The 6728-nt window shown below is 66.1% G+C and carries 7 protein-coding genes and 1 pseudogene; 4 read left to right on the top strand and 4 right to left on the bottom strand.

Annotated features, from left to right (window positions below):
* The 4 genes and pseudogenes from AB4Z27_RS28205 to AB4Z27_RS28190 form a co-directional block, all read right to left on the bottom strand.
* Window positions 1-222, bottom strand: a pseudogene (locus AB4Z27_RS28205) (hypothetical protein); the annotation flags it as partial.
* A gap of 16 nt (window positions 223-238) precedes the next feature.
* A complete protein-coding gene (locus AB4Z27_RS28200) occupies window positions 239-1033 on the bottom strand; it encodes a citryl-CoA lyase (protein ID WP_092294868.1) in 795 nt (264 codons plus the stop codon).
* Window positions 1030-2580, bottom strand: coding sequence for an AMP-binding protein (locus AB4Z27_RS28195; protein ID WP_441592750.1), 1551 nt, complete (start codon window positions 2578-2580; stop codon window positions 1030-1032). Before AB4Z27_RS28195 ends, AB4Z27_RS28200 begins: the two co-directional genes overlap by 4 nt.
* An 11-nt stretch (window positions 2581-2591) precedes the next feature.
* Window positions 2592-3740 carry an acyl-CoA dehydrogenase family protein gene (locus tag AB4Z27_RS28190; protein WP_441645865.1) on the bottom strand — a complete coding sequence of 383 codons (1149 nt, stop codon included), beginning with the start codon at window positions 3738-3740 and terminating at the stop codon, window positions 2592-2594.
* Window positions 3741-3918: 178 nt separating this feature from the next.
* Here AB4Z27_RS28190 and AB4Z27_RS28185 point away from each other — a divergent pair, with 178 nt between their 5' ends.
* The 4 genes from AB4Z27_RS28185 (at window position 3919) to AB4Z27_RS28170 (ending at window position 6639) form a co-directional block, all read left to right on the top strand.
* Window positions 3919-4935: a LacI family DNA-binding transcriptional regulator gene (locus AB4Z27_RS28185; RefSeq protein WP_441645864.1), complete on the top strand. Its 1017-nt coding sequence runs from the start codon at window positions 3919-3921 to the stop codon at window positions 4933-4935.
* 110 nt (window positions 4936-5045) lie between these two features.
* Window positions 5046-5468 carry an acyl-CoA thioesterase gene (locus tag AB4Z27_RS28180; RefSeq protein ID WP_441645863.1) on the top strand — a complete coding sequence of 141 codons (423 nt, stop codon included), beginning with the start codon at window positions 5046-5048 and terminating at the stop codon, window positions 5466-5468.
* A gap of 2 nt (window positions 5469-5470) precedes the next feature.
* Window positions 5471-6262, top strand: coding sequence for an enoyl-CoA hydratase/isomerase family protein (locus AB4Z27_RS28175; RefSeq protein WP_441645862.1), 792 nt, complete (start codon window positions 5471-5473; stop codon window positions 6260-6262).
* Entirely contained in the window at window positions 6259-6639 is a 381-nt protein-coding gene (locus tag AB4Z27_RS28170; RefSeq protein ID WP_441645861.1) for a RidA family protein, read from the top strand. Before AB4Z27_RS28175 ends, AB4Z27_RS28170 begins: the two co-directional genes overlap by 4 nt.
* The last annotated feature ends 89 nt before the right edge of the window (window positions 6640-6728 follow it).

Here is a 6728-nt window from a genome sequence, read left to right as displayed (position 1 = left end):
GCGCAGTTCCGCTGCGCTGCCCAGCGCCACAGCCATCTCCGAGATCGACCGGGCGGCAATGGCATTGCGCAGCAGGCTGTCCAGCCGCTGCTGTACCGCATGGTCCCGGTCGTCCGCGCCCCGGGCGCCGTGCCGGACGTCCTTCACGCACGCGCGGATGCGATGCAGCAATTCGCTGGTGGACAGCGAATCGCCGGCATGCACGGCTGGGGCCCGGGTCATGCGTGTGCCCCTGTCGTCAGGCTTCGTCAGCGGGGCGCAGATGCGCGCTGGCTTCGTGCTCGATGCGCAGGTAGAGCGTTTCCGCCATCGGCTGGCGCATTTCCTCGAGGATGTGGCCGACCAGTCCGACCGAGCGCGCGGCCACGGCGAGGCCCCGGCAGATCTTCCAAGAAATGCCCATCTCCGAGGCCACCGCGGCCATCGCGCCGGTGACGTTGACGGGGAGGGGCCGGTTGGCCTGCTGCGTCGCCTGTTCGCCCAGCGCCACCATCAGCTTGATGTACGGGCCATCGAAGCCGGTTTCCTGGGCGACCTTGAACAGCGCCGGGGCGCGCGGGTCGATGGGCTTGTGGAAGGGATGGCCGATGCCCGGGAGGATCTCCTTCCGGCTGCGATAGCCCGCCACGATGTCGGTGGCCAGCGCGTTCATGTCGACGTCATCGCTCACGTCCCTGCCCGCGAGCGATTCCTGCAGCAGGCGCGCGGCGTTGTCCAGCGAGCCGACGAACACCGAGCCGAGCCCCAGCAGGCCGGCGGCCACGGCAGCCTGCACCGCCTCGGGCGCGCCGCAGTAGGTCATGCGGGTGGCCAGCGAGGACGGCGTGATGCCGTGCTCCACCAGGATCACCATCATCGCGTTGAACATGCGCAACTCGTTGTCGTCCGCCGGCAGCCGGCCGAAGATCTGCAGGAAGGCCATCTGGCCGAAGTCCAGCTTGCCGACGATGTCATCGCACAGGTCGAGGCCATGGATTACCACGCGTTTCGGCGTGGCCCAGGCGATGTCAGATTTGATTTCCTTGAGTTTCATGGCGTCTTCCTCGTGTTGTCTTGGGGGTTCGGTGCGGGTTGAAGGTGTCCCTTCGCGAGATCGCGCAGGACGTGCTTGAGAATCTTGACCCCATTGGGGCCGTCCACCTGCGGGAAGCTGTCCAACGCCACGATGCGCCGGGGCAGCTTGAACCCCGCGATGCCGCGCTTGCAGAACTCCAGCAGCGCCGCTTCGCTCACGTCTGCTGCCCGGGTGCGGATGAAGGCCACCGCGACATCGCCTTCGCCCTCCTGGTGAACGCCCACCACCTGCGCTGCCGCCACCGCCGGATGCGTGACGAGGAATTCCTCGATCTCGGCCGGGTCCACGAGGTAGCCGCGCAGGCGCAGCGTGTCCTTGAGGCGCGACAGGTACTGGAACGCGCGGCCCTGCGCCCGGGCGAGGTCACCTGTGCGCAGCCAGCCATCGGCGGTAAAGGCGTCCGCCGTGGCGGTCGGGTTGTTGAGGTAGCCGGCCGTCACGTTGTAGCCGCGCAGCTGCAATTCGCCCTGTTCGCCTTCGGGGACGACTTCGCCGGTCGCGGGATCGACGATGCGAAACGAAATCACGGGCGCAACCGGGTGGCCTCCGGCCAGCCGGCGTTCGTCGCCAGTCGCGTTGGTATCGCGCAGCGCGGCCAGCGCGAAGCATTCGGACATCCCGTAGACGGCGGTGAGCGGCACCTGCCAGTCGGCCCAGGCCTTGTCGGTGATGCGGCTGCCCAGCCCCGCGAACTCGGCGAAGCCGCCCCGGCGCCAGTTTCGGAAACTGTGGACGGGCACGCTCAGGACCATGTCGAGCATGGCGTCGGAGCCGTAGAAGTGGGTCACTGCATGGCGTTCCATGGCCTCGGCCGCGGCCTGCGCCTTGAACACGGGCAGGAACACGCAGGCCGCGCCTGCTGCCAGCGAGGAGATCGCCAGGACGAAGCCCATCACGCCGTAGAGGGGCAGGGCGCAGAGGGTGGCATCTCCGGGCCGCATGTCCGTGGCCGCCGCCACGTTTAGCGCGTGCGTGACGATGCCGGACTGCGTGTGCACGGCCAGCTTGGGTTTGCCGGTGGTGCCCGAGGTGCTGAACGTGCACCACGGGTCCAGTCCCTCGCCGAGGCTTTCCTCGCGCACGGGATAGGCGTCCCACATGAACTCGCCGCTCACCGGCACGTCCACCACATGCTCCAGCGCGCTGACGGCGTGCTGGATGGCCGAGGCGGCCTCGATATAGTCGAAATCCAGGAAGCGGGTGGGCACCACCAGCATCCGCGCCTGTGCGGTATTCACTACATGGAGCGCTTCGGCCGTTTTCAGCCGTGTGCTGACGGGCACCACCAACACGCCCAGCTGCGCCGCGCCGAACAGCAGTTGCAGCCAGACGGCGCCATCGGGAATCCAGACGGCGAGCGTGTCGCCCCGGCGCAGGCCCCGCTCCCAAAGGAAGCTGGCCGCGCGCTGGGACGCCTGCTGGAGTTCGCCCCGGGTGACGGGTTTGCCTGCCTGATGGAAGGCGGGCAGGTGCGGATCATGCGCGGTTAGGATTTGCTGATACATGAATCCGTCCCTCACTGCGCCAGCGCGGCGCGAGCAATCTGCAGGCGCTGCATCTCGGAGGTGCCTTCGCCAATGCGGAATGCCCGCGCGTCGCGGTAGAAGCGCTCGACCGGCAGCTCGCACATATAGCCCATGCCGCCGAAGATCTGGAGCACGCGGTCAGACACGCGGCAGCCCATTTCGCTGGCGAACAGCTTGGCGCGGGAGGCGGCGATGCGCGCCGCCGGGTCGCCGGCTTCGATCAGTTCCGCCGCCCGGCCGATCAGCAGGCGTGCGGCTTCGATATCGACGTCGTTGTCGGCGAGCATGAACTGGATGCCCTGATGCTGGCCGATGGCGTTGCCGAACGCCTTGCGCTCATTCGCATACTCGCAGGCCATGGCCTGGCCCCGCGCTGCCAGGCCCAACGAGCGGCTGGCGGAGAGCAGGCGGTCCTGATTGATCGACTGCATCATGCCGAGGAAGCCGGCGTTGGGCGCGCCGAGTACGTCTTCGTCCGGGACGAAGCAGTCCTCGAGCGTGAAGCCGTTGAGGTGGTAGCCCCGCCAGCCCATCTTCTTGTAGCGCGTCATGCCGAMCACGCCGGGGTTGCCCTGCCGGACGATAAAGGTGCCGAAGCGGTCCTTCAGCGAAGCGGCCGGGTCGGTTACGGCCAGGACGATGATGTAGTCCGCGGTTTCGGCATGGGAGATGAAGTGCTTGCTGCCGGTGAGCGTCCAGCCGCCCGGCACCTTGACCGCGCGGGTCTTCAGGCCGCCAAGGTCGGAGCCTGCGTTCGGCTCGGTCAGTGCGTAGGTGATGGTTTTCTTGCCGGACAGCACATCGGGCAGGAAACCGGCGCGCTGCGCGGCGTTGGCCTGCGTCAACTGAAGCGGCAGGTGGCCAAAGACTTCGCTCAGCGGCACCGACGTGTAGGTCAGCTCCTCCAGCACCACGACCTTGGCGGCGGCGGAGAGGCCGGGGCCCCCAATGGATTCGGGCAGGTTGAAGCCGTATAGGCCCAGCCCAGCCACCTCGGCGCGCAGTTGCGCCAGCAGGTCGAGTTCGACGTCGTCGTCGGTTTCGATCTGCTGTTCGAGCGGGACCAGACGCTGCCGGACGAAGCGCCTGGCGGTCTCGCGGATCATGGAAATCTCGGTGTCTTGGGAAGTGTCGTACATGGTGTGCTCCTCGCCGGGGTTTTAGCGGATCATCGAAAACGTTTTCGAAAGGGTAGTGTTTGAATCAGGGGAAGTCAAGCAGATGGGGCAAAGTCCTGCGGAAAACGGTTTCGGGCCGGATAGGCGCAGCCCAGCGCGGTGAGCGATAATGTTGCCCAAAGCACCTCGGGAATCCCAAGTGGACATCAAGGAATTTGCAGCTCATCTGAAGCTGTCGGTCAGCACGGTCTCCAAGGCGATGAACGGCCGGGCGGACGTCAGCCGTGACACGCGCGAACGCGTGCTGAAGGCTGCGGCGGAACTCGGATTCAGCCCGGACCCGGCTGGCCGGCGCCTGCGCCGCCAGTCGTCGGACACGATTGGCTTTGTGATCTCGGCGCCGCAGACGCAGTTCGCGCATCCGTTCTTCCTGAACATGCTGTCGGGGATCGACGAAGCGCTGGATGGCACCAACTACCAGGTGATCATCGCGTCCGGCCGCACCGTGGAAACGGAAATCGACGTTTTCAAGCGGCTGGTGGAGAAGCAGCGCGTGGATGCGCTGCTGTTCGGCCGTACGCGCCGGCACGATGAACGGATCGAATATCTGCTGGAACGGGACATCCCGTTCGTGGCCTTTGGCCGCAGCGAGAGCTCGCAGGACTTTCCGTTTGTCGATATCGACGCAACCGTGGTGGGCCGGGATGGCTGCGGGCGCTTTATCGCGTTGGGTCACCGCCGGATTGCGCTGGTGCACCCGCCCGAGTACCTGATGTTCAGCTACTGCCAGCGGCTTGGCTATGAAGAGGCGCTGCGCGCGGCCGGCATTCCGCTCGACCCGGCACTGTGCGTGGAGGAAGCCATGACAGAGGAGGGCGGGCTGCGCGCTGCACGTGCGCTGCTGGCGCTGCCCAAKCCGCCCACGGCTTTTGTCTGCGGGCAGGACATGGTGGCAGTGGGCGTGATGCGGGCGATTGCCGAGGCCGGCAAGGTCGTGGGCCAGGACGTTGGCGTGATCGGCGGCGACGACCATCCCGTGGCGCGGCTCGTGACGCCGCCCCTCACCACCTTCACCGCCGAAACCAATCGCGTCGGSAAGCGCCTGGTGGAAATGCTGCTCGCCCGGCTAGACGGCGCGGACCCCAGGACCTTGCAGGAAGTCTGGCGGCCCGAGCTGATCCTCCGTTCGTCTGACGGCCCGCCCAGACCCCGCTAATCCCCTTCGATGATCGACCCGGCGCAAGCTTTGCCTTGTGCCGTGCCGCTCTGCATGCTATCTTTTACGAAAACGTTTTCGACCAAACCGGGACCGTATGGAGGGACAGGATGACGAGGTTGGAAAGTGCGGAAAGCGCCAGTTTTTCTACGCGTCTACGGCTGCGCAACGGCGACACGGATCAGTTCCGGCACGTCAATAACGCGGCGATCGCCACTTGTTTCGAAGAAGCGCGCATGGCGATCTTCCAGCAGGCCGATCTGGCGCCCTGCATGGCGGGCAAGACCATCGTGGTGGCGCATCTGGCCATCGATTTCCTCAGCGAGGTGTTTTACCCGGGTGAAATCGAAGTCAAAACCATGCCCGTGGCAGCCCGGAATACCTCGTTCGAACTGACGCAGGGACTCTATATGGGCGAGACCCTCTGCGCGCGAGCCAAGGCGATTTGCGTGCTGATGGATGCCGCGCAATCCGGCCCCACGCCGCTCCCCGATGCCTTCCGCGACCGCTTAACCCTCAGACCTTCCGCGTGACTATGAAACCCTTCACTACCTTGATTCTCGACGTCCGGGATGACATCGCCGTCATCACGCTCAATGATGTGGAGCGGCGCAATGCGCTGTCCCGGCAGATGGTCGGCGAAATGTTCGACGCCATCGAATCCAGCCAGGCGCAGGGCGCCCGGGCGCTGGTGATTGCCGCGAATGGGCCGACGTTCTGCGCCGGCGCCAATATCGACGACCTGCGCGATGGCTGGATGGAGCAGGCTGATCCTCGGACCGACCCCGCCTTGTTGTTCCGGCGGCTGGCGGACGAGAAGCGGATCGTCGTGGCGGCGGTGCAGGGGCCGGCCGTGGGCGGCGGCTTCGAGCTGACGCTGGCCTGCGATCTGGTCATCGCGGAAGAGGGGGCGTGGTTCGCGCTGCCCGAGGTGACCCGGGGCGTCATCCCCAATACCGGGCTGGCGCTGCTCCAGCACATCGTCGGGACCCGGCAGGCACTCGAACTTGTACTCACCGGGAAGCGATTGCCGGCGCCGGAGGCGCTGCAACGCGGGCTGGTAAATGAAGTGGCGGAGAAGGGCGCGTCGCTGGGCCGGGCCTTCGAGCTGGCGAAATCCATCGTCGCCAACGCCCCGCCGGGCGCGCTGACGGCGGCAAAGGGCCACCTCCACGCCCATGCCGGCTATGACTGGGGCCGGGTGGTCCGGTCCGTTTCCGACGTGCCGCGTGCCGAATGGCAGGAAGGGCTGGATGCCTTCACCGAGAAACGCGCGACGGATTTCGATCGCCTCTGGCAGCCCAGCCAAAGGGGGCAACAGGCATGATCGAGTACATCAACCATGCCAGCGCGCCATTGCCGCGCGGCCATTATTCCCAGGCCGTGAAGGCGAACGGCCTGATTTTCGTATCGGGCCAGCTCCCGATTCTGCCGGGCGATGACCTGAAAATCCCCGCCGGCCTCGATGCCCAGGTCATCCAGGTGTTCGACAACCTGAAAGCCATCCTGCTGGCATCGGGCAGTTCGATGCAGAACCTCGCCAGCGTGCAGATCTTCATCGCCGACATCGCCAACTGGCCCCGGGTGAACGAGCTCTATGCCCATATCCTCGGCGATGGCCCGGCGCCGGCGCGCACGGTGGTTCCGTGCCCGACCATCCACTATGGCGCGGAACTGGAAGTCAATGCGATAGCCGTGGCCTAGACGGCGCCGCAGCGCCCCATCAGCAAATGGTGCTCCGCTTAGGAGCTTTTCTGGCCATCCTGTTTTCCGGGATGGCTTTTTTTTGCATT

The organism is Cupriavidus sp. KB_39 (assembly GCF_052114485.1).
GTDB lineage: Bacteria > Pseudomonadota > Gammaproteobacteria > Burkholderiales > Burkholderiaceae > Cupriavidus.
Note: the sequence above shows the minus strand (reverse complement) of the source record. Positions and strands in the feature narration are given on the sequence as shown.